Origin of the sequence: Acuticoccus sediminis (assembly GCF_003258595.1) — a bacterium.
GTDB classification, from domain to species: Bacteria; Pseudomonadota; Alphaproteobacteria; order Rhizobiales; family Amorphaceae; genus Acuticoccus; species Acuticoccus sediminis.
Map to the genome: position 1 here is coordinate 95,156 of NZ_QHHQ01000007.1, position 23,775 is coordinate 118,930.

At 69.0% G+C, this 23,775-nt stretch carries 22 protein-coding genes; 11 read left to right on the plus strand and 11 right to left on the minus strand.

What is annotated here, in order from left to right:
• The first annotated feature begins 133 nt into the window (after nucleotides 1-133).
• Nucleotides 134-1,774, plus strand: a complete 1,641-nt coding sequence (locus DLJ53_RS26235) for a long-chain-fatty-acid--CoA ligase (protein ID WP_111350970.1) — start codon at nucleotides 134-136, stop codon at nucleotides 1,772-1,774.
• 69 nt (nucleotides 1,775-1,843) lie between these two features.
• On the opposite strand, the gene DLJ53_RS26240 is transcribed toward DLJ53_RS26235, so the two are convergent.
• The 7 genes from DLJ53_RS26240 to DLJ53_RS26270 all read right to left on the minus strand — a co-directional run bounded on the left by DLJ53_RS26240 (nucleotide 1,844) and on the right by DLJ53_RS26270 (nucleotide 9,078).
• Entirely contained in the window at nucleotides 1,844-2,842 is a 999-nt protein-coding gene (locus DLJ53_RS26240; RefSeq protein WP_111350972.1) for a serine hydrolase domain-containing protein, read from the minus strand.
• Between the two features lie 199 nt (nucleotides 2,843-3,041).
• A complete protein-coding gene (locus DLJ53_RS26245; RefSeq protein WP_111350974.1) occupies nucleotides 3,042-3,758 on the minus strand; it encodes an alpha/beta hydrolase in 717 nt (238 codons plus the stop codon).
• 258 nt (nucleotides 3,759-4,016) lie between these two features.
• Complete coding sequence (locus DLJ53_RS26250; RefSeq protein WP_111351354.1) at nucleotides 4,017-4,712, minus strand: ABC transporter ATP-binding protein; 696 nt, start codon at nucleotides 4,710-4,712, stop codon at nucleotides 4,017-4,019.
• 47 nt (nucleotides 4,713-4,759) lie between these two features.
• A complete protein-coding gene (locus tag DLJ53_RS26255; protein WP_111350975.1) occupies nucleotides 4,760-5,533 on the minus strand; it encodes an ABC transporter ATP-binding protein in 774 nt (257 codons plus the stop codon).
• Entirely contained in the window at nucleotides 5,530-6,801 is a 1,272-nt protein-coding gene (locus DLJ53_RS26260) for a branched-chain amino acid ABC transporter permease (RefSeq protein WP_244935166.1), read from the minus strand. Before DLJ53_RS26260 ends, DLJ53_RS26255 begins: the two co-directional genes overlap by 4 nt.
• Nucleotides 6,798-7,730, minus strand: a complete 933-nt coding sequence (locus tag DLJ53_RS26265) for a branched-chain amino acid ABC transporter permease (RefSeq protein ID WP_111350977.1) — start codon at nucleotides 7,728-7,730, stop codon at nucleotides 6,798-6,800. The genes DLJ53_RS26260 and DLJ53_RS26265 overlap by 4 nt, the downstream gene beginning before the upstream one ends.
• 115 nt (nucleotides 7,731-7,845) lie before the next feature.
• Nucleotides 7,846-9,078: a branched-chain amino acid ABC transporter substrate-binding protein gene (locus DLJ53_RS26270; RefSeq protein ID WP_111350979.1), complete on the minus strand. Its 1,233-nt coding sequence runs from the start codon at nucleotides 9,076-9,078 to the stop codon at nucleotides 7,846-7,848.
• Nucleotides 9,079-9,215: 137 nt separating this feature from the next.
• On the opposite strand from DLJ53_RS26270, the gene DLJ53_RS26275 reads away from it, so the two are divergent.
• The 10 genes from DLJ53_RS26275 to DLJ53_RS26320 all read left to right on the plus strand — a co-directional run bounded on the left by DLJ53_RS26275 (nucleotide 9,216) and on the right by DLJ53_RS26320 (nucleotide 18,726).
• Nucleotides 9,216-10,382 carry an acyl-CoA dehydrogenase family protein gene (locus DLJ53_RS26275; protein WP_111350981.1) on the plus strand — a complete coding sequence of 389 codons (1,167 nt, stop codon included), beginning with the start codon at nucleotides 9,216-9,218 and terminating at the stop codon, nucleotides 10,380-10,382.
• Nucleotides 10,379-11,512 (plus strand): acyl-CoA dehydrogenase family protein, encoded by a 1,134-nt coding sequence (locus tag DLJ53_RS26280; protein ID WP_244935167.1) that lies wholly within the window; start codon nucleotides 10,379-10,381, stop codon nucleotides 11,510-11,512. Before DLJ53_RS26275 ends, DLJ53_RS26280 begins: the two co-directional genes overlap by 4 nt.
• Nucleotides 11,513-11,552: 40 nt before the next feature.
• The gene (locus tag DLJ53_RS26285; RefSeq protein ID WP_111351359.1) at nucleotides 11,553-12,446 is read left to right on the plus strand and encodes an SDR family NAD(P)-dependent oxidoreductase; all 894 of its coding nucleotides are present in this window, start codon (nucleotides 11,553-11,555) and stop codon (nucleotides 12,444-12,446) included.
• A 10-nt stretch (nucleotides 12,447-12,456) separates the two neighbouring features.
• On the plus strand, nucleotides 12,457-13,659 hold the full coding sequence (locus tag DLJ53_RS26290; protein ID WP_111350983.1) for an acetyl-CoA C-acyltransferase: 1,203 nt from the start codon (nucleotides 12,457-12,459) through the stop codon (nucleotides 13,657-13,659).
• Nucleotides 13,660-13,682: 23 nt separating this feature from the next.
• Nucleotides 13,683-14,336: a glutathione S-transferase family protein gene (locus tag DLJ53_RS26295; protein WP_111350984.1), complete on the plus strand. Its 654-nt coding sequence runs from the start codon at nucleotides 13,683-13,685 to the stop codon at nucleotides 14,334-14,336.
• Nucleotides 14,337-14,401: 65 nt separating this feature from the next.
• Nucleotides 14,402-15,643, plus strand: a complete 1,242-nt coding sequence (locus DLJ53_RS26300; RefSeq protein WP_111350986.1) for an acyl-CoA dehydrogenase family protein — start codon at nucleotides 14,402-14,404, stop codon at nucleotides 15,641-15,643.
• On the plus strand, nucleotides 15,644-16,306 hold the full coding sequence (locus DLJ53_RS26305; protein WP_111350987.1) for a histidine phosphatase family protein: 663 nt from the start codon (nucleotides 15,644-15,646) through the stop codon (nucleotides 16,304-16,306).
• A 33-nt stretch (nucleotides 16,307-16,339) separates the two neighbouring features.
• Nucleotides 16,340-17,371 carry a phosphotransferase family protein gene (locus DLJ53_RS26310; RefSeq protein WP_111350989.1) on the plus strand — a complete coding sequence of 344 codons (1,032 nt, stop codon included), beginning with the start codon at nucleotides 16,340-16,342 and terminating at the stop codon, nucleotides 17,369-17,371.
• A gap of 120 nt (nucleotides 17,372-17,491) precedes the next feature.
• On the plus strand, nucleotides 17,492-18,310 hold the full coding sequence (locus DLJ53_RS26315) for an IclR family transcriptional regulator (RefSeq protein ID WP_111350991.1): 819 nt from the start codon (nucleotides 17,492-17,494) through the stop codon (nucleotides 18,308-18,310).
• Entirely contained in the window at nucleotides 18,307-18,726 is a 420-nt protein-coding gene (locus DLJ53_RS26320) for a PaaI family thioesterase (protein WP_111350993.1), read from the plus strand. The genes DLJ53_RS26315 and DLJ53_RS26320 overlap by 4 nt, the downstream gene beginning before the upstream one ends.
• Here DLJ53_RS26320 and ogt read toward each other — a convergent pair.
• The 4 genes from ogt to DLJ53_RS26340 all read right to left on the minus strand — a co-directional run bounded on the left by ogt (nucleotide 18,705) and on the right by DLJ53_RS26340 (nucleotide 23,720).
• The gene (gene ogt / locus DLJ53_RS26325) at nucleotides 18,705-19,292 is read right to left on the minus strand and encodes a methylated-DNA--[protein]-cysteine S-methyltransferase (RefSeq protein ID WP_111350995.1); all 588 of its coding nucleotides are present in this window, start codon (nucleotides 19,290-19,292) and stop codon (nucleotides 18,705-18,707) included. The two genes, DLJ53_RS26320 and ogt, sit on opposite strands and share 22 nt — an antisense overlap.
• Nucleotides 19,293-19,377: 85 nt before the next feature.
• Nucleotides 19,378-20,439, minus strand: coding sequence for an acyl-CoA dehydrogenase family protein (locus DLJ53_RS26330; RefSeq protein WP_111350996.1), 1,062 nt, complete (start codon nucleotides 20,437-20,439; stop codon nucleotides 19,378-19,380).
• A gap of 14 nt (nucleotides 20,440-20,453) precedes the next feature.
• Nucleotides 20,454-21,641: an acyl-CoA dehydrogenase family protein gene (locus DLJ53_RS26335; protein ID WP_111350998.1), complete on the minus strand. Its 1,188-nt coding sequence runs from the start codon at nucleotides 21,639-21,641 to the stop codon at nucleotides 20,454-20,456.
• Nucleotides 21,642-21,644: 3 nt separating this feature from the next.
• Nucleotides 21,645-23,720: a 3-hydroxyacyl-CoA dehydrogenase NAD-binding domain-containing protein gene (locus DLJ53_RS26340; RefSeq protein ID WP_111350999.1), complete on the minus strand. Its 2,076-nt coding sequence runs from the start codon at nucleotides 23,718-23,720 to the stop codon at nucleotides 21,645-21,647.
• Nucleotides 23,721-23,775 lie beyond the last annotated feature (55 nt).

The window sequence follows — 23,775 nt, forward strand, 5'->3', positions numbered from 1 at the left end:
GGACAAGGAAGTGCCTAGCGGGTTCAAGGTGTTGAGCGGCGAAGTGATCTGTCACTGCGCCGCGGCCACCGCGTGTTTGAGACACGCCTTCGACCCGCTATGTACTTGAGACAAATAAACTAGGGAGAGCCTCATGAAGGGCATGATGATGAACCGTCCGCTGAAAATAGCGGACATTCTGGCGTTCGCCGCCGAGGTGTACCCGAACGGCGAAATCATCTCGGTGCGGACCGAGGGCGACGTCCATCGTACGACCTATAAGGAAACCGCAGGTCGCGTCGCCCAGCTCGCCCATGCCCTGAAAGGCCTCGGAGTGGGGTTCGGCGACCGCGTCGCGACGCTCGCCTGGAACGGCTACCGCCACTTCGAGCTCTACTATGCCATCTCCGGCATCGGCTCGGTCTGCCACACGATCAATCCGCGCCTCTCGGCCGAGCAGATGATCTACATCGTCAACCACGCGCAGGATAAGGTCCTGTTCGTGGACACGACGTTCGTGCCCATCCTCGAGAAGCTGACGGGCGAGCTTCCGGCCGACCTCACCTTCGTCATCATGACCGACCGGGCGCACATGCCCGAGAACACGCTGAACGCCCTCTGCTACGAGGAGCTGCTGGAGGGACAGCCCACCAGCATCGACTGGCCGGAGTTCGACGAGAACACCGCCGCCGGCCTCTGCTACACCTCCGGCACCACGGGCGACCCCAAGGGCGCGCTCTACTCCCACCGCTCGATGGTGCTGCACACGCTGATCGTGCCGACCTCGATGCCGGGCGTCTTCGCGCCGGGGCACCGCATCATGCCGGTGGTGCCGCTCTTCCACGTCAACGCCTGGGGGACGCCCTACACCGCGCCGCTGACCGGCGCCTCGCTGATCTTCCCCGGCGGCAAGCTCGACGGGCCGAGCATCTACGAGCTGATGGACTCCGAGAAGGTGTGGTCCGCCTGGGGCGTGCCGACGGTCTGGCTCGGCCTCCTCAACGAGATCGACAAGCGCGGCCGGATCCCCGAAGGCTTCGGCCACCTTGTCGTGGGCGGCTCGGCGGCGCCGCGCCCGATGGTCGAGAAGTTCGAGAACCTCGGCGTCGATGTCTGCCACGCGTGGGGCATGACCGAGATGAGCCCCATCGGCACCACCGGCCAGCAGATCGACGAAATGAAGGACTGGCCGCAGGACAAGCTCATCGACTGGAAGTCGCGCCAGGGCCGGCGCATCTTCGGCGTCGACTTCAAGATCGTCGACGAGGACGGCAAGCGCCTGCCGCACGACGGCAAGACCGTCGGCGAGCTCCACGTGCGCGGCAACACCATCGTCGCCGGCTATTTCAACAACGAGGCGGCGACCAGCAAGGCGCTAGACGAGGAGGGCTGGTTCGGGACCGGCGACGTCGCGCACATCTCCGCCGACGGGATCCTCACCATCACGGACCGCGCCAAGGACCTCATCAAGTCCGGCGGCGAGTGGATCTCCTCGCTGGATCTCGAGAACATCGTGATGGCCCACCCGAAGGTCGCCAACTGCGCGGTGGTCGCGGTGCCGCACCCGAAGTGGGACGAGCGACCGCTTCTGGTGGTGACGCCCGCCGGCGACCCGCCGACGAAGGCGGAGCTGATCGCGATGCTGTCGGAGCATCTCGCCAAGTGGCAGATCCCGGACGACGTGGTGTTCGTCGAGCAGCTGCCCCTGACGGCGACCGGCAAGGTGTCGAAGCTGACGCTCCGGCAGAACTTCAAGGACTACCAGCTCCCGGACGAGCAGGCCGCGGCGAGCTGACCGCCGCGTCCGGCGGGGCCGCCACCGTGCGGCCGCTCCCGGCGGGGGAGCGGCGCGCGGGAGCGGGGCTCAGACCGTCGCGAGGATCAGCCGCTGCAGCACGATCAGCGGGTTGAGCCACTGGTCCGGGTCGCTGTAGCGGCCGCAGTAGAGGACGCCGACGGTCGCAAGGCTCGGCAGCACGAAGAGCCGCTGGCCGCCGTTGCCCATCCCGGAGATCATCGGCACCTGCTGGCCGGTGTCGCGGACGGGCTGCTGCGAGGAGTACCACATGCGGCTGTAGCCCATGCCGAAGGTTGTCTGCGCCACGGGCCTGCCGAGCGAGGCGATCCAGCCCGCGGGCACGATGCGCGTTCCGTCCCACACGCCGCCCTGGAGCACCATGGTGCCGATCCTGGCGAGGTCGCGCGCCGTCATGCGCAGGCCGGATGCCGCCGACGGCACCCCGTCGCGCCCGCGCATCCACTCGACCTCGGTGATCCCCAGCGGGCCGAACAGGTGCCGCTCGGCGTAGGCGAAGAGGTCCATCCCCGAGCGGCGCTCGATGATGCTGCCGACCAGCGCCGAGGCGCCGCCGTTGTAGCGCCATGTCGTGCCCGCCGCGGCGACGATCGGCCGTTCGAGGACGAAGCGGAAGCGGTCGGTCGCCCGCTCCATGGCGATCTCGCTGTTGTTCGGGTCGGTGTAGGGGAGGTCCTCGTCCCACTCGATGCCCAGCGTCATGTTGAGCGCGTGGCCGATCGTCCAGGCGCTGCGCTGCGGGTCGGCCGCGAGGTCGCCGTACTCGGGAAAGACGTTGAAGAGGCGCGTGTCGGGCGCCGGCACGTCCCCCCGGCCCTGCGCGATGCCGTAGAGCAGCGACACCACGCTCTTCGTGATGGAGCGGATGTCGTGGAGGCTCGTCTCGTCGAACGCCACGCGGCCGAGGTCCCGGCCCCAGGCATAATCCTGACCCGGAAAGTACCGTTCGACGATCGTTTCGTCCTCCCTCCGCACGAGAACCGCGTGGAGATCCGGCAGGACTCCGGACTGGAAGGCGAGGGCGATCCGTTCGTCGAGCGTCTCCATGGGCTCCTCCACCGCGCTTGCACTACAATGCAAATGGCCCACGAGTGGGGCAGGACCATGCCGGACATGCCGCGAGCGGCAGCGGTCGTGGCCCGGGCGTGCCCGTCGCGGCAGGGAACGCGCCGCGGCGTTCAGCACGCCGTGGCGGTCGCCCAGCGTCCCGGAAACGCGGAAATCGTCTGGTTGGCGGCGCCGGGGATCAGTCCTGCTGCGCGATCATGACGAGGAGGTCCACCGTCCCGGCCGGGTCGGTGATCATCAAGTCGTGGCCCGTGGCGATCTCGCGGTAGTCCCATCCGTAAGCTTTGGCGCGTTCGCGCGAGCCCCAGAGCGGCTGGTAGGCGGGGTCCGTGCAGGCGACGTAGGTGCAGGGAAACCCGTCGCCGGGCGGCTTCTCCAGGGCGAGCGGGGACTCGTAGGTCGAGAAGGGGTGAGGGGTGAGGCGGCGCTTGACGTACTCCGCCTCCCGCGGGTCGCGGATGCCGAGGCCCTCGGGTTCAGGGGCCGGCATGGAAAGACCGCCGCTCGAGGCCATGGAGCGCTCGCGCCGGGTCGCGACGATGTCCGCATCGATGCTGGAGAACACCGTCTCGCCGCCTTCCAGCAGCATCGCGTCGAGGTAGATGAGGCGCTGGATACGCTCCGGTACCGCCTCCGCCAGGCCGGAGACGACCGAACCGGCGAAGCTGTGGCCGACGACGATCGTGTCGGTCATGGCGTGGCTGGTCATGAGGTGGGCCACCTCGTCGACCCATGCCTGCAGCGTGATCGTCCGCGACATCTGGTCGGCACGTTCGCCGAGGCCCCGCAGGGTCGGCGTGATGACGCGGTCGCCGACATGTTCGAGCCGCAGGCGGACCTGGTCCCAGCACCAGCTTCCATGCCACGCGCCGTGTATGAGGAGCCAGGTCTTCATGGGTTGGTCCGTTCTTAAAAAGTGTCGCTGCGCCGATACTGCGTTAATACCATAGGTTGCGGAAACGCAATGGCAGAGGTCTAATCCACTCGCCCCACCTTGGTAAAGCGTTAAGGCGCCGCCGATCGTGGTCGACGACCGGAGCGGCGTGCCGTGTCGGCCCAAAATGGCCGGGAGATTCGCCGCGCCGCCGATCAAGGGAGCGGGATGGTGCGCGGGTCCGCCGCGCCGCCGGCTTCTGAGAGGCCGGCCGGGCGGTCAGACCTCCAGCCACTCGCGGCGGATGTCCTGTCGGGTGGCGAACTCTGCCGGAGTTCCGGTGTAGACGATCTCGCCGTGACCCATGACGTAGACCCGCGCGGCGATCTTCAGCGCGATGGAGAGCTTCTGCTCGACCAGCAGGATCGCGACGCCCGCCCTGGCGATCTCGGCGATCAGCTCGCCCACCTGCGCGACGATCTTCGGGGCGAGGCCCTCGGTCGGCTCGTCGATCATGATGAGGTCCGGATCGCCCATCAGCGTGCGGCAGATGGTGAGCATCTGCTTCTCGCCGCCCGAGAGGACGCCGGCGGCCGTGTCGGCCCGGTTGCGCAGGTTGGGGAACATGTCGAGCATCTGCTCCACCGACCAGCGGCCGGGCCGGCGCATGTCCTTGATCCCGAGGAGGAGGTTCTGGCGCACCGTCATCATCGGAAAGATGTCGCGGTTCTCCGGCACGTAGCCGAGGCCGGCGCGGGCGATCTCGTGGCTCGGCCTGCCGGAGATCAGCTCGCCCTTGAAGCGCACCTCGCCGACCGGCGCGACCTCGCCCATGATCGCCTTGACGGTGGTCGAGCGGCCGACGCCGTTGCGCCCGAGGAGGGCGACGACCTCGCCGGGAAAGACGTCGAGGTCCACGCCCTGCAGGACGTGGCTCTTGCCGTAGTAGGCGTTGAGGTTGCGTACCGCGAGGATCGGCGCTGTCGTGCCGGCCTCCGGGCGGTCGAGGACGTCGGTCGCGCTCAATGGGCTGCCTCCGCAAGAGTGGCCGCCTCGTCGCCGAGGTAGGCCTCGCGCACCTTCGGGTCGCCGCGGATCTCGTCCGGCCGGCCGGTGGCGATGATCTCGCCGTAGCACAGCACCGAGATGCGGTCGGCGAGGCCGAAGACGACGCCCATGTCGTGCTCGACGATGAGGAGCGTCTTGCCGCGCGTGGCCTGGGCGATGAGGGCGACGGCCCGCTCCGTCTCCGAGTGGCTCATCCCCGCGGTCGGCTCGTCCAGCATGATGACGTCGGCGCCGCCGGCGATGGTGATCGCGATCTCGAGGGTGCGCTGGTCGGCGTAGGGGAGGAGCGCGGCCGGGAGGTTCGCCTTCTCCGTCAGGCCCACCTGGGCGAGGATCGCCGCGGTCTTGTCCTGCACCGCCTTGGAGGAGCGGATGCTCTTCCAGAACGCGTACTTCTGTCCCATCGACCAGAGGACGCCGCAGCGTACGTTCTCGCGCACCGTCATGTTGGTGAAGACGGACGAGACCTGGAAGGATCGGGACAGGCCCTTGCGGTTCACCGCGTAGGCCGGCAGGCCCGAGATGCGCTCGCCGTTGAGCCGCACCTCGCCGGAGGTCGGCTTGAACATCCCCGAGACGAGGTTGAAGAGGGTGGACTTTCCCGCCCCGTTCGGCCCGATGATGGCGTGCCGCTCGCCCGGCTCGATGCTGAGGTTCACGCCGCGGATGATCTCGGCCGGGCCGAAGTTCTTCCTTAGGTCGACGATCTCGAGTGCGGGGGCGGTCATGCGTCGCTCCTCCGGGCGATGAGGCGCATCAGGGCGAGGCCGGCGCCGATGGGCACGAGGGCCACCAGCCAGGTCAGCGGCGAGCCGTGCGGCAGGGCGATGCCGAAGGGCTCGAACGTATCGCCGTAGCCGTTGGACCAGCGCACCGCGACCTCGATCACGACGACCAGCCCGGCGAGCGCGATGAGGGCGGCGAGGGTCATCTGCGACCAGCGGGCGAGGCGGGCCGCCGCGCCTGGCATGCGCACGCCGTTGACGAGGGCGACGACGATGCCGGCGAGCCCGTTCGGCGCGAACATCACGATCGTGATGAAGAGGAGGCCGAGGTACAGGAGCCACGCCTCCGAGTAGCCCGAGAAGCTCGACTGCATGAACGTCAGCACGATGGCGCCGAGGATCGGCCCGGCGAAGTACCGGATGCCGCCGATATAGGCCATCAGCAGCACGAAGCCGGACGGGAGCAGCGAGAGGTTCTCGGGCGTGAAGATCTCGAAGTTGACCGCCGCCATGCCGCCGCCGACGCCGGCGAACCCGCCCGACGCGATGAAGACGAGGTAGCGCACCTGCTGCGGGTTGTAGCCCACGAACGCCGCGCGCTCGGGGTTGTCGCGCACCGCCTCGGACATGCGCCCCAGCGGCGTGCGGGTGAAGGCGTACATGAGGACCGAGGCGACGAACGTCCAGAAGGCGATGAACCAGTAGACGTCGCTGATCGGCCCCATCGTGAACTCGACCTCGTGGCCGAACAGCGTCACCGGGTCGAACCACTTCATGCGGTCACCGCTGATGCCTTCCTCGCCGCCGAAGACCGAGACGAAGATGAACGCGGCCGAGGCGACGAGCTCGGCGATGCCGAGAGAGATCATCGCGAACGGGATGCCGGCGCGGCGGCAGGAGGGCCAGCCGATGACCGCGCCCGCGAGCGCCCCGCCGGCGAAGCCGATCACCGGGAGGGCGAAGACGCCGGCGACGCCGAGGACGCTCTCCGGGATCCAGTTCATGGCGTGCATGGCGAGGTAGCCGCCGAGGCCGAAGTAGACGGCGTGGCCGAACGACAGGAGCCCCGCTCGCCCCAGGAGCATGTTGTAGGAGAGCGCGAAGACGATGTTGATGCCCATCGAGTTGAGCAGCGTGTACCAGGTGCGCGACGGGCCGAGGGCCGGGATCGTGACCAGCACGGCGGCGAACACGAGGAACGGCAGCACCCGGTCGCGGAACTGCGCGAACCGCGTGGGGCCGAGCGCGACGGGGAGGGCGGTGTCGGTCAAAACTCGCGATCTCCCATCAGGCCACGCGGCCGAATCATCAGGATGAGCACCAGCAGGAGGAAGGGCAGCATCGGCGCCAGCGAGGAGATCGAGATGCGCCCGACCTCCGTCATCTGGCCGAGCCCGGCCCAGCCGAACATGTCGTAGAAGGTGGCGTCGACGGCGACGGCGAAGGTCTGCAGCAGCCCGATCAGCAGCGAGGCGACGAACGCGCCGGCGAGCGAGCCCATCCCGCCGATGACGACGACGACGAAGACGATCGGCCCCATGGCGTAGGCCATCGCCGGGTCGGTCACGAGGTAGTTGCCGCCGATCACCCCGGCGAGGCCGGCGAGGCCGCAGCCGATGCCGAACACGGTCATGAAGATCTTCGGCACGTTGTGGCCGAGGTGGCCGACCATGGCCGGATGCGTCAGCGCCGCCTGGATGATCAGCCCGGCGCGCGTCTTCTTCAGGAGCACGAAGAGGGCGATCAGCATCGTGATCGACACCGCCAGCATGAAGACGCGATAGGCCGGGTAGGAGGTGCCCCATAGCGTGAAGGCGGAGAAGTCGAGGAGGTGCGGGACCTTGTAGGGCACGGCGAGCTTGCCCCACACGATCTTGACGATCTCCTCGACGAGGTAGGCGAGGCCGAAGGTGAAGAGGAGCTCGGCGACGTGCCCGTTGGTGTGCACCTGCCGGAGGCCCCACCGCTCCACCGCCGCGCCGAGGAGGCCGACGAGGATCGGCGCCAGGAAGAGGGCGACCCAGAAGCCGGTCGCCGCGCCGATGGTGTACGCGAAATAGGCGCCGAGCATGTAGAAGCTGGCGTGCGCGAAGTTGAGGACCCCCATCATCGAGAAGATGAGGGTGAGCCCCGAGGACAGCATGAAGAGGAGCAGTCCGTACGTCACGCCGTTGAGGAGCGAAAAGACGATCGTTTCCATGGATCCTGCCTGCTGGCGGCCGTCGTTCGGCGCCGCCCCGTGGGGGCGGCGCGCGTCTGCGCCCGGTCGCCGGGCGCAGTGAGGGCAGGGGCGCGGGCGCCCCGAGGGCGGACCGTCAGTTCGGCCGGTCCATCTTGCAGGTGGTCTCGGTCTTGGTCGCGGCGGCGTCGATCATGCCGTTTTCGACGGTCTTGAAGCCGAAGGGCGTGCCTTCGACGGTGCCCGGCACGTCGTCCGACAGGATCGAGATGTAGAGATCCTGCAGGAGCTGGTGGTTGTCGGCGCGCATGGTGACGTGGCCGTAGGGGCTGTCGGCCTCCATGCCCTCGAGCGCCATCGCCACCTCGGTGGGCTCGTTGCTGCCGGCCTTCTCGGCGGCGGCCTTCAGCATGTCCATCAGGGTGAAGATGCGCAGGTAGTAGTAGTCGAGGCCGAACTCGTCCTCGAAGTCCTTGATCGCCTCGAGCTGCTCTTCCGACGCGTCGAGGTTCTCGTGGAACTCGCTGACCTGCATCACGCGGCCGACGGCCGACTGGCCCATCGCGGTGACCGCGCCGAGACCGCCGCCATAGTAGGTGAGGAACGGCGCCTCGAGGCCCGCTTCCGACGCGGACTTGATGAGGAGCTGCATGTCCGCGCCCCAGTTGCCGGTGATCACCGCGTCGGCGCCGGAGGACATGATCTTCTGGATGTAGGGGGTGAAGTCCTTCACCTTGCCGAGGGGGTGAAGCTCGTTGCCGACGATCTCGATGTCGGGCCGCTTCTCCTTGATCTGCGAGACCGCCGCGTCCGCGACGGCCTTACCGAACGAATAGTCCTGGCCGATGATGTAGACGCTCTTGATGTCGGGCTGGCTTTCCAGCCAGTCGGTGATCGCGTTCATCTTCATGTCGGCGTCCGCGTCGAAGCGGAAGTGCCAGAAGGAACAGCGGTCGTTGGTGAAGGCGGGGTCGACGGCGGCGTAGTTGAGGAACAGCACCGGCTCGTCGGGATTGCGCTTGTTGTGCTTCTCGACACCCTCGATGAGGGCGGAGGCGATGGACGAGCCGTTGCCCTGGGTGACGAACTGGAATCCCTCGTCGATGGCGCGCTGAAGCTGGACGAGGCTCTCGCGGGGGTTGGTCTGACCGTCGAACGGCTCGACGACGACCTTCGCGCCGTTGATGCCGCCCTCGGCGTTGATCTTGTTGGCCGCCGCGGTGAAATGCTTGAGACCCTGGTCGCCCACGTTGGCGAAGGGGCCGGACAGCCCTTCGATGTAGGCAATCCGGAACGTGTCGTCTTGTGCCATTGCTGAAGACGCAAGTAGTGCGAACGTCGCCGCGGTGGCGAGCGCGAACTTCTTCATCAATTTCCTCCCATTGTCCCGCTTATACTGCGGGTGGATCTGGCGTCCGCCGCCAGAAAACCGAGAAATCCTCGGGTTGTCAACCCGTTGTCGAAACGCTATTCTGCACTGCAAAACAGAAACGACAGGGTCGAAACATGTCCGAGGACAGCGCCGAACTGGCGCAGTTTCGCGCCGACGTGGCGGCATGGCTGGACGCCAATTGCCCCGATGAGATGCGCGACGGCGCCACCGACCATGACAGCATCTGCTGGGGCGGTCGCCACTTCGTGTTCCAGTCCGACGCGCAGCGCCTCTGGCTGGAGCGGATGGCGCAACGCGGCTGGACCGCGCCGCGCTGGCCGGCCGAATACGGCGGCGGCGGTCTGACGCGCGAGGAGGACAAGGTCCTGCGGGAGGAGATGGCCCGCATCCACGCGCGCGTGCCCCTGTTCTCCTTCGGCCTCATGATGCTCGGCCCCGCGCTCCTCGCCTTCGGCCGCGAGGACCAGAAGCGTGAGCACCTGCCGAGGATCGTGCGCGGCGAGATCCGCTGGTGCCAGGGCTATTCGGAGCCCGGCGCCGGGTCTGACCTCGCCAGCCTGCAGACGCGCGGCGTCCTCGACGGCGACGAGTGGGTGATCAACGGGCAGAAGATCTGGACGTCCTGCGCCGACCAGTCCGACATGATCTTCTGCCTCGTGCGCACCGACCGGGAGGCGCCGAAGCACCGCGGCATCTCCTTCCTCCTCGTCGACATGGACCAGCCGGGGATCGAGACGCGGCCGATCAAGCTCATCTCCGGCCGCTCACCCTTCTGCGAGACCTTCTTCACCGATGCGCGCACCCACAAGGACAACGTCGTCGGCGAGGTGAACCGCGGCTGGGACGTTGCCAAGTACCTGCTGACGCACGAGCGCGCCGGCGTCGGCGGCTTCCTGCAGACGCTCGCCGCCGGCCGCTCCCTCGCCGAGATCCTCAACGACGCGGGCACGCTGGACGATCCGGTGCTGCGCGCCGGGGCGATGCGGTGCGAGGTGGACAGCCTCGCCTTCTCGCTCACCTGCGACCGCTACGCCGATCAGGCGAAGGCCGGGCACGGCACCGGCGACGCCTCGGCGATGCTCAAGTACCTCGGCACCGAGATCAACAAGGACAGGCTGGAACTCATCATGTCGGCGCTCGGCAGCGAGGCGACCGACTGGGAGGGCGACGAGGGGATCGCCGCCAACTGGCTGCGCACCAAGGCCAACTCCATCGAGGGCGGCACCTCGGAGATCATGCTCTCCATCATCTCCCGCCGGATTCTGGAGCTGCCGCAGTGAGCCTCGCCGAGACCGACGACGAGGCGCTGCTGCGCGAGGCGGCGCGCGGCTTCCTCGACGACGCCGCGCCGGTGTCGCGCCTGCGCGCCATGCGGGACGACGGTCGCACCGGCGACCCGGACCTCTGGGCGCGGATGGTGGAGATGGGCTGGGCCGGCGTCCTCGTTCCCGAGGCTGCGGGCGGGGCCGACATGGGCCACCGCGCCGCGGGCATCCTCGCCGAGGAGATGGGCCGCACGCTCGCCGTCTCGCCGTTCCTGTCGACCGCGGTGATCGCCGCGACGGCGCTCCGGCTGGCCGGCGGTCCGGCCGCCGGGGAGGCGCTCGGCGCCATCGCCGCGGGGCGCAGGACCTACGCCGTCGCCGTCGACGAGGGCCGCAAGTTCGCCCCCGCCGCCACCGGGATGACGGCGGAGCGCTCCGGCAACGGCTATTCCCTCACCGGCACCAAGACCTTCGTCGCCGACGGGGCGAACGCGGCACGCATCCTCGTCGTCGCCCGGACGTCCGGCACGCCGGGGGATGCCGTCGGCCTCACCCTCTTCGACCTGGAGCGCGGCCGCGCCGGGATCGCCGCCGATCCGGGCCGGTCCATCGACTCGCTCGACCGCGCGACGATCCGTTTTCAGGACGTCGAGGCGACCGGGGCGGACATCGTCGGCGCGCAGGACGAGGCGCTTTCGGTCCTGTCGCCGGCGCTGCGGGCGGGTCAGGCCGCGCTCGCCGCCGAAATGACGGGCTTGTCGGCAGCCGCGTTGCATTTAACCATAGCGTTCATGAAAGAGCGCAGGCAATTCGATCGACCCATCGGCTCGTTCCAGGCGTTGCAGTTCCGTGCGGCGCACCTGTGGAGCGATATCGAGATGACGGCGTCGACGATCGTCAACGCGGGGCGCATGCTGGATACCGATCCCCAACGCGCCACGCTGGCGGTCTCCCTCGCCAAGGCGCGCGCGACCGCAACGGCGCGGCTCGCTGTGTCGGAGGGCGTGCAGCTTCACGGCGGAGTGGGCGTGACCGACGCGCTCGACATGGGGTTTTACATGAAGCGTGCCCGCGTCGGCGCGGAGTGGCTGGGCGACTACGGCTACCACGCCGCCGAGGTGGCCCGTGAGCGAGGACTGCGATGAGTTTTGGAATGCATGCGTCTGCAAGCCGGAGGCCGGCGCCTTGATCCGCTTCGACGACCGGGTGGCGATCGTCACCGGGGCGGGCGCCGGCATCGGCCGTGCCCACGCGCTGGGACTGGCCGAGCGCGGCGCCCGGGTGATCGTGAACGACTTCGCCGACCCGATGCCCGTGGTCGAGGAGATCCGGGCTGCCGGCGGCACGGCGATGCCCTGCGGGGCCGACGTCTCCGACGTCGCCGCGGTCAACCGGACCATGGAGCGCGCTGTCGCCGAGTGGGGCAGGGTGGACATCGTCGTCAACAACGCCGGTATCCTGCGCGACAAGTCGTTCGCGAAGATGCCGCTGGAGGACATGCGCCTCGTCCTCGACGTGCACCTCATCGGCTCGGTCAACGTCACCAACGCCGCCTGGCCGATCATGCGCGAGCAGGGCTATGGGCGCGTCCTCTTCACCTCGTCGTCGTCGGGGCTCTACGGCAATTTCGGTCAGGCCAACTACGGCGCCGCGAAGGCCGCGATGGTCGGCCTCATGAACGTCCTCGCCATCGAGGGCGAGCGCTACGGCATCCGCGTCAACTGCCTCGCCCCGACCGCGACGACGCAGATGACCGCCGAGCTCCTTTCGCCCGAGGCGGCCGAGGTGCTCGACCCCGCGACCATAACTCCCGGCGTCCTGTGGCTCGTCTCGGACGACGCGCCCTCCAAGATGATCATGGGGGCCGGCGGCGGCTGCTTCACCGAGATCCGCATCACCGAGACGCCCGGCATCACGCTTCCCGCCGGGTCGCTGACGCCCGAGGAGGTCGCGGCGCGGGCCGCGGCGATCCGCGATCCGGAGGGTGCGGCGCCCTTCGTCAACGCATTCTCGCAAACCAACACCTTCGTCGAACGCGCCATCGCACTGCGCCGCGCGGCGACGTCCAAGACCGCCTGAGAGGATATCCATGCGCGAAGCCGTCATCGTCTCCACCGCCCGCACGCCCATCGGCAAGGCCTACCGCGGCGCGTTCAATGACACGCAGGCGCAGGCCCTCGGTGGTCACGCCGCCTCCGAGGCGCTGAAGCGCGCCGGTGTCGATGCCGCCGAGGTCGAGGACTGCATCATCGGTGCGGCCCTCCAGCAGGGCTCGACCGGCTACAACATCGGCCGCCAGGTGGCGATGGCCGCGGGCATGCCCGTCACGGTCGCCGGCATGTCGATGGACCGCCAGTGCGCGTCCGGCATGATGGCGATCGCCACCGCCGCCAAGCAGGTCATCGCCGACAGCATGGACATCGTCGTCGGCGGCGGCCTCGAGTCGATCTCGCTGGTCCAGAACGAGCATCAGAACACCTTCCGCGCCCGCGATCCGGAGATCGTGGAGCGCCTCCCGTCCCTCTACATGTCGATGCTGGAGACGGCCGAGACGGTGGCGCAGCGCTACGGCGTCTCCCGCGAGGCGCAGGACGAATACGCCCTCCAGTCGCAGAAGCGGACCGCCGAGGCCCAGGCCGCCGGCAGGTTCGACGACGAGATCGTGCCGCTGACCGCGGTCATGAAGGTGGTCGACAAGGAGACCAAGGCGGTCTCCGACCGGGAAATCACGCTGCGCAGCGACGAGGGCAACCGCCCGCAGACCACCCTCGACGGCCTCGCCTCGCTGAAGGCGGTGCCGATCAACGGTCAGAAGATCGTCGACGGCATCACGATCACCGCCGGCAACGCGTCCCAGCTGTCGGACGGCGCATCCGCCGCGGTGGTGATGGAGGCGAAGGAGGCGGAACGCCGCGGGCTCTCGCCGCTCGGCCGCTACGTCGGCATCGCCGTCGCCGGCTGCGAGCCGGACGAGATGGGCATCGGCCCGGTCTTCGCCGTGCCGAAGCTGCTGGCGAAGAACGGCCTCACAATGGACGACATCGACCTCTGGGAGCTCAACGAGGCGTTCGCGGTGCAGGTCCTCTACTGCCGCGACAAGCTGGGGATCCCGAACGACAGGCTGAACGTCAACGGCGGGGCGATCTCCATCGGCCATCCCTACGGAATGTCCGGCGCGCGCATGGTCGGCCACGCGCTGATCGAGGGCAAGCGCCGGGGCGCCCGGTACGTCGTCTGCACCATGTGCGTCGGCGGCGGCATGGGCGCCGCGGGTCTCTTCGAGGTCCTGTAGGGGCCCGGCAGGCGCATGGCTCGATGATCAAGCTCTACGGCCACCCGTTCGCGGCCTTCGTCTGGAAGCCGCTGATCGCGCTGCGCGAACGCGCGGTGCCGTTCGAGTTCCTGATGGTCGACCCCGACCACCCGGAGAACGGCGCCGCGCTGGCGAGACTGGCCCCGACGGGCCAGTTCCCGGTCCTCGTCGACGGGGCGCGCACGGTGGTCGAGTCGAGCGTCGTCATCGAGTACCTCGACCGCTTCGGCGACGCGCCGCCGCTGGTGCCGGCCGATCCGCTCGCGGCCATCGAGGTGCGGCAGATGGACGGCATCTTCGACGACTACGTCGCGGCACCGATGCAGCGGATCGTCGCCGACGCGCTGCGCGATCCGGCGGTCCGCGACCCGCACGGGGTCGCCGAGGCGAAGGCCGCGCTGTCGCGCGCCTACGACTGGCTCGAGCGGTGGCTGGCGGGGCGGACCTTCGCCGCCGCGGGCATGTTCTCGATGGCCGACTGCGCCGCCGCGCCGGCCCTCTTCTACGCCGACTGGGTCCACGAGATCCCGGCCGGCTGCGCGGCGCTGAGGGACTACCGCGCCCGCCTGCTCGCCCATCCATCGGTCGCGCACGTCGTCGACGGCGCGCGGCCCTATCGCCCGTACTTCCCGCTCGGAGCACCGGACCGGGACTGACAGACTGAACCGAGCGACGCCCCATCCGAATGAGGGCGCGCCGAACACGTGAGGGGAAACGCCCGATGAACCTTGGAATGAGCGATCGCGTCGCCCCGCTCGTCGAGCGCGTGCGCGACATGGTCGAGAACGAGATCGCACCGCTCGATCACGAGTATCATGCCGAGATCGGTCGCCACCCCTCCGGCGACCGCTTCCAGATGACCGACCGGCAGTACGAGATCCTCGCGACGCTGAAGGCGACGGCGCGCGAGCGGGGTCTGTGGAACTTCTGGCTCACCGACTCCTCGCGCGGCTACGGCCTGACGACGGTGGAGTACGCGTACCTCGCCGAAGAGATGGGCAAGGTCGGCATCGCCGCCGAGGTCTTCAACTGCTCCGCGCCCGACACCGGCAACATGGAAGTGTTCGAGCGCTACGGCTCCGACGCGCACAGGCAGAAGTGGCTCGCCCGCCTGCTCGAGGGCGAGATCCGCTCCGCCTACGTCATGACCGAGCCGGGCGTCGCCTCGTCGGACGCGACGCAGATCGCCCTCTCAGCCCGCAGGGACGGCGGCGACTACGTCCTCAACGGCGAGAAGTACTGGGCCTCGGGCGCCGGCGACCCGCGCTGCAAGGTGATGATCGTGATGGCGGCGACGGACCCGGACGGGCCCAAGCACGCGCGCCACTCCATGTTCGTCGTCCCGCGCGACGCGGCCGGGATCGAGACGGTCCGCCCGATGCAGGTGTTCGGCAACGACGACGCGCCGCACGGCCACATGCACCTGAAGTTCAAGGACGTGCGGGTGCCGGCGGAGGATCTCATCCTCGGCGAGGGGAGGGGCTTCGAGGTCGCCCAGGGGCGGCTCGGCCCGGGCCGCATCCACCACTGCATGCGCGCCATCGGCCAGGCCGAGAAGGCGCTGGAACTCATGTGCCGCCGTGCCGTTTCCCGAACGGCCTTCGGCAAACCCATCGCGGAGCTTGGCGCCAACTACGACATCATCGCCAACGCCCGGATGGAGATCGAGATGGCGAGGCTGCTCTGCCTCAAGGCCGCGTACATGATGGACACCGTCGGCACCCGTCAGGCGCAGCCCTGGATCTCCCAGATCAAGGTCGTCGCGCCGCTGATGGCCTGCAAGGTCGTCGACGAGGCGATGCAGATCCACGGCGCCACCGGCATCAGCCAGGATACCCCGCTCTACCAGATGTACCACAAGCTCCGGACGCTGCGCTTCGCCGACGGGCCGGACGCCGTCCACCGCCGGCAGGTCGCGCGTGCCGAACTGAAGCGCTACACCAACCAGAAAGCAGCAGAGTAGTTGGCCGAACTGATCCTCATCCGCCACGCCCAGGCCTCGTTCGGGGCGGCGGACTACGACGTCCTCTCCGAGCGCGGCCATCGCCAGTCCGCTGCGCTCGGGCTCGCCCTCAAGGCGCACGGCACGACCCCGGCCGCCGTCTTTCGCGGCGAGATGCGCCGCCACCGGGAGACGCTGGACGGCGTGACCGGGACTCTCGGCGTCACCGCCGAGCCCGCCATCCTGCCGGGCCTCAACGAGTTCGACTTCCGGGCCGTCCTCACCGCCCGCTACGGCGAGGAGGGCCCGCCCGGGCTCCACGACGACCGCAAGACGCACTTCCGCAACCTGCGCGAGACGGTGCTCATGTGGCAGCGCGACGAGATCGACGGCGTTCCGGAGCGGTTCGGCGACTTCCAGGCGCGTGTCCTCGGCGCGGTCGACACCATGACGGCGAGCGGGGCGGACAGTGTGATGGCGGTCTCCTCGGGAGGGCCGATCGCGCTGGTCGTCGCGACGTTGCTGGAGACGCCGCTCAAGAAGATGATCGAACTTCAGCTTCAGATGAAGAACTGTGCCGTGACCCGGATCGTGTTCACCCCGACGCGCCGCTTCCTGCACACCTTCAACGAAACGCCGCACATCGACGCCGAGACCACCGCAGAGTACTTGACCTATAGTTGAATAATGTGATCACATCGCCATGAAGACCGCCCCATGACGAACGCCGCCGCATCCTTCGACGTGACCGCCGTCGAATCCTGGCTCTCCCGAACCGTCGACGGATTTCAGGGATCGCTGACGGCGGAGAAGTTCCCCGGCGGGCAGTCCAACCCGACGTTCAGGCTCACCTCGCCGAGCGGCTCCTACGTCCTGCGCCGCAAGCCGCCGGGTACGCTCTTGAAGTCCGCGCACGCCGTCGACCGCGAGTTCCGCGTGCAGAAGGCGCTCGCCGACACCGCGGTGCCGGTCGCCCGGATGGTCGCGCTGTGCGAGGACGACAGCGTCATCGGCTCGATGTTCTACGTGATGGAGCATGTCGCCGCGCGCCACTTCGACGATCCGCGCACGCCCGAGCTCTCGTGCGATGAGCGCGCCGCCGTGTTCGACGCGATGAACGAGACGATCGCCGCCATCCACTCCGTCGACGTCGATGCGGTCGGGCTCGCCGACTACGGCCGTCCGGGCAACTACTTCGCGCGCCAGCTCGACCGCTGGACCAGGCAGTACCGCGCCTCCGAGACGCGCCACATCGACGACATGGAGACGCTGATCGGCTGGCTGGAGGAGCACCTTCCCGAGGACGACGACCGCCGCACCCTCGTCCATGGTGACTTCCGCCTCGACAACCTGCTGTTCCACACCGACCGGCCGAGGGTGCGCGCGGTGCTCGACTGGGAGCTTTCGACGCTCGGCCACCCGTTCGCCGACCTCGCCGCGATCCTGATGCAGTGGCGCCTCGAGCCGGGATCGACCGGGCGCGGCCTCGCCGGGGTCGACCGCGCGGCGCTCGGCATCCCCACCGACGAAGCCTTCGTCGAGGCCTATTGCCGGCGCACCGGCATCGCCGGCGTGCCGCACCTCAACGTCTACATGGCGTTCTGCTTCTTCCGGATGGCGGGGATCCTCCAGGGGATCGAAAAGCGCCGGATCGACGGCAACGCCTCGAACCCGGAGCGGGCCGCCGCCGTTGGCGCGCTGGTCCCGGTCTACGCCAGGATGGGCATGGAGACGGCGTCGTATGGATAGATTTCCCCCGCGGGAGAAGGTTTCGGTGCAAGGCATAAGTTCGATTGATGCGCCGCATACCGGTTTCCCGATCAGCATCTTGCGTCCAGCCCCGCTGGGCGCGAAGAAGAATTCGTGACCATGACATCATCCGCACCAGACGACCTCGAATCGACCGATGAGAACGACCGCAGCTTCGTGACCGCGCTTGCCCGCGGCCTCGACGTCCTGCGCTGTTTTCGTCCGAACGAGACGACCCTCACGAACCAGGACATCGCCGCGCGCACCGGGCTCCCGAAGCCGACCGTGACGCGGCTGACCTACACTCTCCGGCGCCTCGGCTACCTCGCCCATTCGGAGCGGACCGGCACATACCGCCTCAGCGCGGGCGTCCTGTCGCTCGGCTACGGCGTGCTCGCCGGGATGGAGATCGGCGACCGCGCACAGGCCGAGCTGCGCCGCCTGGTGGACGAGGGGTCCAACCCGCACGTCACCGCGGCGCTCGCCGAGCGGCACCGCCTCAGCGCGGTCTACATGGCCGTCGCGCGGGCCCGGCACACGGTGTCGATGACGATGAACGTCGGGGCGCGGCTGCCGCTCTTCTCCTCGGCGATCGGCCGCGCGATCCTCGCCGGTATGCCCGAGCAGGAGCGCGAGCACATCGTCCTCCTCGCCAGGAGCGAGATGCCGGACCGGATCCACGAGATCGAGACCGGCGTCGAGGCCGCGGTCACGTCCTACCAGAAGCACGGCTTCTGCACCGCGTTCGCCGACTGGCGGCCGGAGGTGAACGGCATCGCGGTGCCGATCATCTCGCTCAACGGCGACCGGATCTACGGCCTCAACGTCGGCGGCCCGTCCTTCCTCGTCTCGCCGGAATGCCTCGCGGAGGAGTACGGCGACCGGCTCAAGTCGTCGTGCGAGGTGCTCAGCCAGCCGGCCCGTCCCGCCGCCTCATGAGCTACCCCGACCTCGACCCGGCGCTGTTGGAAGCGCCGTATCCGGCACAGGCGCATCTCGGCTACGAGCTCGTGGCCTGGAGCGAGGACCTCGCGGTCTTTCGCATGCCGATCCGCACGATCCATCACAACCGCTACGGCATCACGCACGGCGGCCTCTACTCGGTGCTGCTCGACACGGTGATGGGCTATGCCGGCTGCTTCACCGGCGACCCCGAGACCCGGCGCTTCGCGATGACGCTGTCGCTCACGACCAACTACCTGGCGCAGCCGAGCGGCGACGTGCTCGTCGCGGAAGGCCGCCGCGTCGGTGGCGGCAGGCGCGTCTATTTCGCGGAAGGGACGGTGTTCGACGGCGCGGGCACGGTCTGCGCCCGCGCGTCCGGGACGTTCCGTTACCGGACCGGCGGCGCGTAGGGCATCCCCACCGGCGGCCGGGCGACACGGGCGAGCGGCCCGGTGTCGAGGAGGACGCCCTCGTGGGCGAGGAGCCAGCGCTTGCGCTCCAGCCCGCCGCCGTACCCCGTCAGCGAGTAGTTGGCGCCGATGACGCGGTGGCAGGGGACGATGATCGCGATAGGGTTGGCGCCGTTGGCGAGGCCCACGGCGCGCACCGCCTTCGTCTGGCCGATCTTCGCCGCGAGTTCGCCGTAGCTCATCGTGTGGCCGGCCGGAATCGTCCGGAGCGCGGCCCACACGTTGCGCTGGAACGGGGTGCCTCCGGTCTTCGTCGGCAGGTCGTCGAGCGCGTTGAGTTCGCCCGCGAAATAGGCGTCGAACGCGGCCTTGATGGCGGCGTCGGGCGCCGTCTCCATGAGCGTGAACTCATGTCCCGCGCGGCCGAGATGCAGCCGCAGCAGGCGGAGCATCCGCCCTTCGTAGTCGTCGAAATCGAGGGCCCGGATCCGCTTCTCGTCGTCGTGGACGAGGCGCAGCGGACCGAGCGGGCTGTCGATACGAGCCTGGTACAGGATGGGCAGCATGGGATCCTCCCCCGACCGGCGCCGGAACTCGGTGTCCGGCGTAGGATGGCGCGGTTACCCCCTCCGGGCAACCGCGCCCGACCGATTAAGCGGCCATGTGTGCAGCCATGACACGCTCCAGATGGAAGTCCGTGTCGCCGAGCTGCGCGTCGAGCATCGTGAGCCGCTTGGCGTAGTGCGACAGCGGGTATTCCCACGTCATCGCGATGCCGCCGTGCATCTGGATCGTCTCCTCGGCGGTCAGCTTCGCCGCCCGGCCGATGAGGTTCTTCGCCATCGAGCAAGTGCGTGATTGTTCGGGCGTTCCCATCCGGCTCGCGGCGAGGATGGTGATCGACCGCGCCTGCTCGATCTCGATCGAGACGTCCACTGCGCGGTGCTGCAGGGCCTGGAAGTCGCCGATGCGCTTGCCGAACTGCTTGCGCGTCCTGAGGTAGTCGAGGAGCGTCGCGAAGGACCAGTCCATCGCCCCGACCGCCTCGGCGCAGAGGGCGAGCGTCCCCCAGTCGAGCGCGTCCTGCAGCGCGGCCGCGCCGTCGGCGAGCACGGTGCGGGCTTGTGTCGCATCGAGGAAGACCTCGCCCGCCGGCCCGCCGTCGATCATCCCGTAGGCGGTGACGCGCGCGTCCGACCCGTCCACCTCGTAGACGCCGAGCGTGCCGCCCGCCATCGCCGCGACGAGGATCCTGTCGGCCCCCGGCGCGCCGTACACGACGCTCTTGCGCCCGGTGAGCGTGCCGCCCGACGCCTCGGTCTCGATGAGGTCCAGCGTATAGGGGGCGGACAGCTCGCCGATCGCGACGGCGTAGCGCGTCGTGCCGGAGAGGGGGCCCTCCAGATCCTCGCCGGCGGCCATCAGCAGGCGGATCGCCATGAGCTGCGCCAGCACGGGCTCGGGACACAGCGCGCGGCCGAGCTCCTGGAACACCGTCGTGACGTCGAACCCGGTGCCGCCGAAGCCGCCGTTCTCCTCCGGCGCGAGCGCCATCAGCGTCCCGAGCTCGCACAGCGCGGCCCACTTCTCGGGCGAGTGGTAGGGGGCCGCGTAGGCGACCTTGTTGCGGGCCGCGATGTCGTAGTCGCTCGACAGGAAGCGCGACAGGGTGTCGGCGAGCATCCGCCGGTCGTCGGAAACCTCGAAGTCCATCAGATCTCCCTCCCTCAGAGTCCGAGGACGGTCTTGGTGAGGATGTTGCGCTGGATCTCGTTCGACCCGCCGAAGATCGAGAGCTTGCGGTTGTTGAAGTAGCTCGCCGCCGCGTGGGCGTGCTCGGGCGCCACCAGCGCCTCGTTGCCCTCCAGATCCTCCGACGGGAAGGGCGCGGCGGCCGGACCGAGCGCCCGGCGCGAAAGGTCGTTGAGCGCCTGGCGGATGACGGTCCCCTTGATCTTCATCATCGAGGTCTCGGGGCCGGGGGCGCCGTTCTTCTGCGCCTCGTAGAGGAGGCGCAGGTTCGTCACCTTCATGGCCTCGAGGTCGATCTCGATCTCGGAGAGGCGGGCGGCGAAGAGGGGGTTGTCGATCAGCCGCTTGCCGTTGCGGCGCTGCTCCCGCGCGAGCCCCTTCAGGCGGTCCAGCGCCTCGTTGGAGAAGCCGACGCCGGCGATCCCCGTACGCTCGTGCGTCAGCAGGTACTTGGCGACGGTCCAGCCCTTGTTCTCCTCGCCGACGAGGTTCTCGGCCGGCACGCGCACGTCGGTGAAGAACACCTCGTTCACCTCGTGCCCGCCCTCGATCAGCTTGATCGGCCGGACCTCGATGCCGGGCGTCGCCATGTCGACGAGGATGAAGCTGATCCCCTCCTGCGGCTTCACCTCCGGGTTGGTGCGCACCAGGCAGAAGATGTGGTCGGCGTGCTGGCCGAGCGTCGTCCAGGTCTTCTGGCCGTTGATGACGTACGTGTCGCCGTCACGCACCGCCCGCGTCTTGAGCGAGGCGAGGTCCGACCCCGCGCCCGGCTCGGAGTAGCCCTGGCACCACCAGTCGTCCTGGTTGAGGATGCGCGGCAGGTAGCGGGACTTCTGCGCCTCGTTGCCGAACTTCATCAGCACCGGGCCCAGCATGTGGACGCCGAAGGAGACGATGCGCGGGGCGTGCGCCATCGCCATCTCCTCGTCGAAGATGTGCCGCTCGACCGGGGTCCAGCCGGGGCCGCCGGCCTCCTTCGGCCAGGTCGTGGCGTACCAGTGGCGCTCCTCGAGGACCCGCTGCCAGCGCTCGTGATCGTCCTTGGTGAGCGACTTGCCGGTCTTCACCTTCTCGGCGATGTCCTTCGGCAGCTTCTCGGCGAGGAAGGTGCGCACCTCCTGGCGGAAGGCTTCCTCTTCGGGCGTAAAGGAGAGGTCCATCGCTCAAGCCCTTTCGTTGAGGTCGGCGAACGTGGTGCCCTCCTGCGCCATCCGGGCGAGGAGCGGCGGCACGCGCCAGAAGAAGTCGTCTTCCCCGGCGAAGGTCTCGATGCGTCGCACCAGCTCCTTCGCGCCGATGGTGTCGGCGTAGAACATCGGCCCGCCGCGGAAGCGCGGGAAGCCGTAGCCAAAGAGAAAGACCGCATCGATGTCGACCGGCCGGAGCGCGATCCCGTCCTCCAGGACGCGCGTCCCCTCGGCGATCATCGCGGTCATGTAGCGCGTCACGATCTCCTCGTCGGTGATCTCGCGTGCCGTGATGCCGGCGTTCGTCCGCTCCTGCTCGATGATCTCGGCCACCGCCGGGTTCGGCCCCTCGCGGTCGCCGTAGAGGTAGTAGCCCTGGCCGGTCTTGCGCCCGTACCAGCCGCGCTCGCAGATGCGGTCGGCGATGGGGATGTAGCGCTCCCGGTTGGAGCGGGTCGGGGCGAGGCGCTTTCTCGTCATCATGCCGATGTCGAGGCCCGCGAGGTCGGCCACTGCGAAGGGGCCCATCGCGAAGCCGAAGTCCTCCAGCGCCCTGTCGATCTGCTGCGGCGTCGCCCCGTCCATGACGAGGTAGTCGGCCACCTTGCGGTAGTGCGACAGGATGCGGTTGCCGATGAACCCGTCGCACACGCCGGCCCGCACGCCGACCTTGCCGAGTCGCTTGGCGAGAGCGAAGCCGGTCGCAACCACCTCCGGCGCCGTCCGGTCGGCCACCACGATCTCGAGGAGGCGCATGATGTGCGCGGGGGAGAAGAAGTGGAGGCCGAGGACGTCCGCCGGGCGGCCGGTCTCGGCGGCGATCGCGTTGATGTCGAGGTAGGACGTGTTGGACGCGAGGATCGCGCCGTCCTTCATCGCCGCGTCGAGCCGGCGGAAGATGTCCTTCTTGACGTCCATGTCCTCGAACACCGCCTCGATGACGAGGTCGGCGTCCTTGAGCTCGGCGATGTCGGTGGTGGTGGAGAGGCGCGCGACGGCCGCGTCATGCTTCTCCTGGGTCAGCTTGCCGCGCTTCAGCGCGCCGCCGAGGTTCTTCAGAACGGTCCCCCTGCCGCGCTCCACCGCCTCGTCGCTGACCTCCATGAGGCGCACCGGGAGCCCGGCGATGAGGGCGGCGGTGGTGATGCCGGAGCCCATCGTGCCGCCGCCGATGACGGCGAGCGAGGCGATCTCGCGCGGCGCGGCGTCCTTCTCGGGGATCTTCGAGACGGCGCGTTCGACGAAGAAGGCGTGGACGAGGGCGCCGCGCTGCGGGCTGTCGAGGCACTCCTGGAAGAGGCGCACCTCCTCGGCGAGGCCTTCGGCGATCGGCTTGCCGGCGGCGGCGACCGCGTCGATCGCCTTCTGCGGGGCGAGGAGCTTGCCCTTGCGCAGCGTCCGGACCCTGGCGGACTCGATGAGGTCCTCGTCGATCTCGACCTTCAGGTCGGAGGTGCGGCGCGTGCACAGGGTGCCGTTCACCACGTCGTTGCCGGCGGCGACGGCGACCGCGCGCGGGTCGCCCTCGGAGATCCGGTCGAAGAGGCCGAGCGCGACGGCTTCGTCGGCCTTGATGCGCTTGCCGGTCGGCACGAGGTCGAGCGCGGCGGACAGGCCGACGAGGCGCGGCGCCCGCTGGGTGCCGCCCGCGCCCGGGATGAGGCCGAGGTCCACCTCGGGAAAGCCCACGGTGAGGCCGGGGAGGGCGATGCGTGCGTGGCAGCCGAGCGCGAGCTCGAGGCCGCCGCCGAGCGCGTTGCCGTGGCACACGGCGATGACCGGCTTCTCCTGCGCCTCGATCTCGTTGATGAGGCCGTTGAGGAGGGGTTCCTTGCGCGGCTTGCCGAACTCGCGGATGTCCGCGCCGGCCACGAACGAGCGGCCGATGCCGTAGAGCGCGATCACCTTGATCGTGTCGTCCGCCGCGAACGTCTCGATGCCGTTCTTGAGGCCGAGCCGCAGGGCGTGGGAGGCGGCGTTCACCGGCGGATTGTTGAACCCTATGAGCCCGACCGGGCCCTCGCGCTCGATGATGACGGCGGTTTCACTCATGGTCGATCGTCCGGTTGGAGGTGGGGCCGGCGGGGGCCGGCCGCGCGCATTGGCC

Bases quoted from the DNA above. Each gene is read 5' to 3' on its own strand.
- DLJ53_RS26310 (WP_111350989.1), top strand. From the start codon at position 16,340: ATGACGAACGCCGCCGCATCCTTCGACGTGACCGCCGTCGAATCCTGG.
- DLJ53_RS26270 (WP_111350979.1), bottom strand. From the start codon at position 9,078: ATGAAGAAGTTCGCGCTCGCCACCGCGGCGACGTTCGCACTACTTGCG.
- DLJ53_RS26315 (WP_111350991.1), top strand. From the start codon at position 17,492: ATGACATCATCCGCACCAGACGACCTCGAATCGACCGATGAGAACGAC.
- DLJ53_RS26340 (WP_111350999.1), bottom strand. From the start codon at position 23,720: ATGAGTGAAACCGCCGTCATCATCGAGCGCGAGGGCCCGGTCGGGCTC.
- DLJ53_RS26265 (WP_111350977.1), bottom strand. From the start codon at position 7,730: ATGGAAACGATCGTCTTTTCGCTCCTCAACGGCGTGACGTACGGACTG.
- DLJ53_RS26245 (WP_111350974.1), bottom strand. From the start codon at position 3,758: ATGAAGACCTGGCTCCTCATACACGGCGCGTGGCATGGAAGCTGGTGC.
- DLJ53_RS26295 (WP_111350984.1), top strand. From the start codon at position 13,683: ATGATCAAGCTCTACGGCCACCCGTTCGCGGCCTTCGTCTGGAAGCCG.
- DLJ53_RS26240 (WP_111350972.1), bottom strand. From the start codon at position 2,842: ATGGAGACGCTCGACGAACGGATCGCCCTCGCCTTCCAGTCCGGAGTC.
- DLJ53_RS26335 (WP_111350998.1), bottom strand. From the start codon at position 21,641: ATGGACCTCTCCTTTACGCCCGAAGAGGAAGCCTTCCGCCAGGAGGTG.
- DLJ53_RS26300 (WP_111350986.1), top strand. From the start codon at position 14,402: ATGAACCTTGGAATGAGCGATCGCGTCGCCCCGCTCGTCGAGCGCGTG.
- DLJ53_RS26290 (WP_111350983.1), top strand. From the start codon at position 12,457: ATGCGCGAAGCCGTCATCGTCTCCACCGCCCGCACGCCCATCGGCAAG.
- DLJ53_RS26330 (WP_111350996.1), bottom strand. From the start codon at position 20,439: ATGGACTTCGAGGTTTCCGACGACCGGCGGATGCTCGCCGACACCCTG.
- DLJ53_RS26255 (WP_111350975.1), bottom strand. From the start codon at position 5,533: ATGACCGCCCCCGCACTCGAGATCGTCGACCTAAGGAAGAACTTCGGC.
- DLJ53_RS26275 (WP_111350981.1), top strand. From the start codon at position 9,216: ATGTCCGAGGACAGCGCCGAACTGGCGCAGTTTCGCGCCGACGTGGCG.
- ogt (WP_111350995.1), bottom strand. From the start codon at position 19,292: ATGCTGCCCATCCTGTACCAGGCTCGTATCGACAGCCCGCTCGGTCCG.
- DLJ53_RS26320 (WP_111350993.1), top strand. From the start codon at position 18,307: ATGAGCTACCCCGACCTCGACCCGGCGCTGTTGGAAGCGCCGTATCCG.
- DLJ53_RS26235 (WP_111350970.1), top strand. From the start codon at position 134: ATGAAGGGCATGATGATGAACCGTCCGCTGAAAATAGCGGACATTCTG.